The 279-nt window shown below is 38.4% G+C and carries 1 protein-coding gene; it reads right to left on the reverse strand.

Features of this window, described 5'->3' with window-relative positions; genetic code table 11:
* Nucleotides 1–279: hypothetical protein (locus RM520_RS15285; RefSeq protein WP_311388578.1), on the reverse strand; the 279-nt coding region annotated here is incomplete at both ends.

Raw genomic sequence — 279 nt, forward strand, 5'->3', positions numbered from 1 at the left:
GGAGTAACAGGATTAACTGTAACTACAGTGCTAACTTCTGCAAAACACTCAAATTGGCTACTGTCTGTTACAACAACCGCGTAGGTTGAAGTTACATTTGGAGTAACAGTTAAAGTTGAAGCCGTTTGTCCATCTATTACTTCATCATTAAGTTTCCAAACAAATTGGTCACCTCCGGTAGCTGTTAGAGTTATTTCTGTTCCTTGACAGATTGGATCCGCTAAAAGAGTTACCTCAGGATTAATATCACATGGTAAGAAAATACCAGCATCAAGTGTT

The organism is Croceitalea vernalis, from assembly GCF_031846405.1.
Classification (GTDB): Bacteria; Bacteroidota; Bacteroidia; order Flavobacteriales; family Flavobacteriaceae; genus Croceitalea; species Croceitalea vernalis.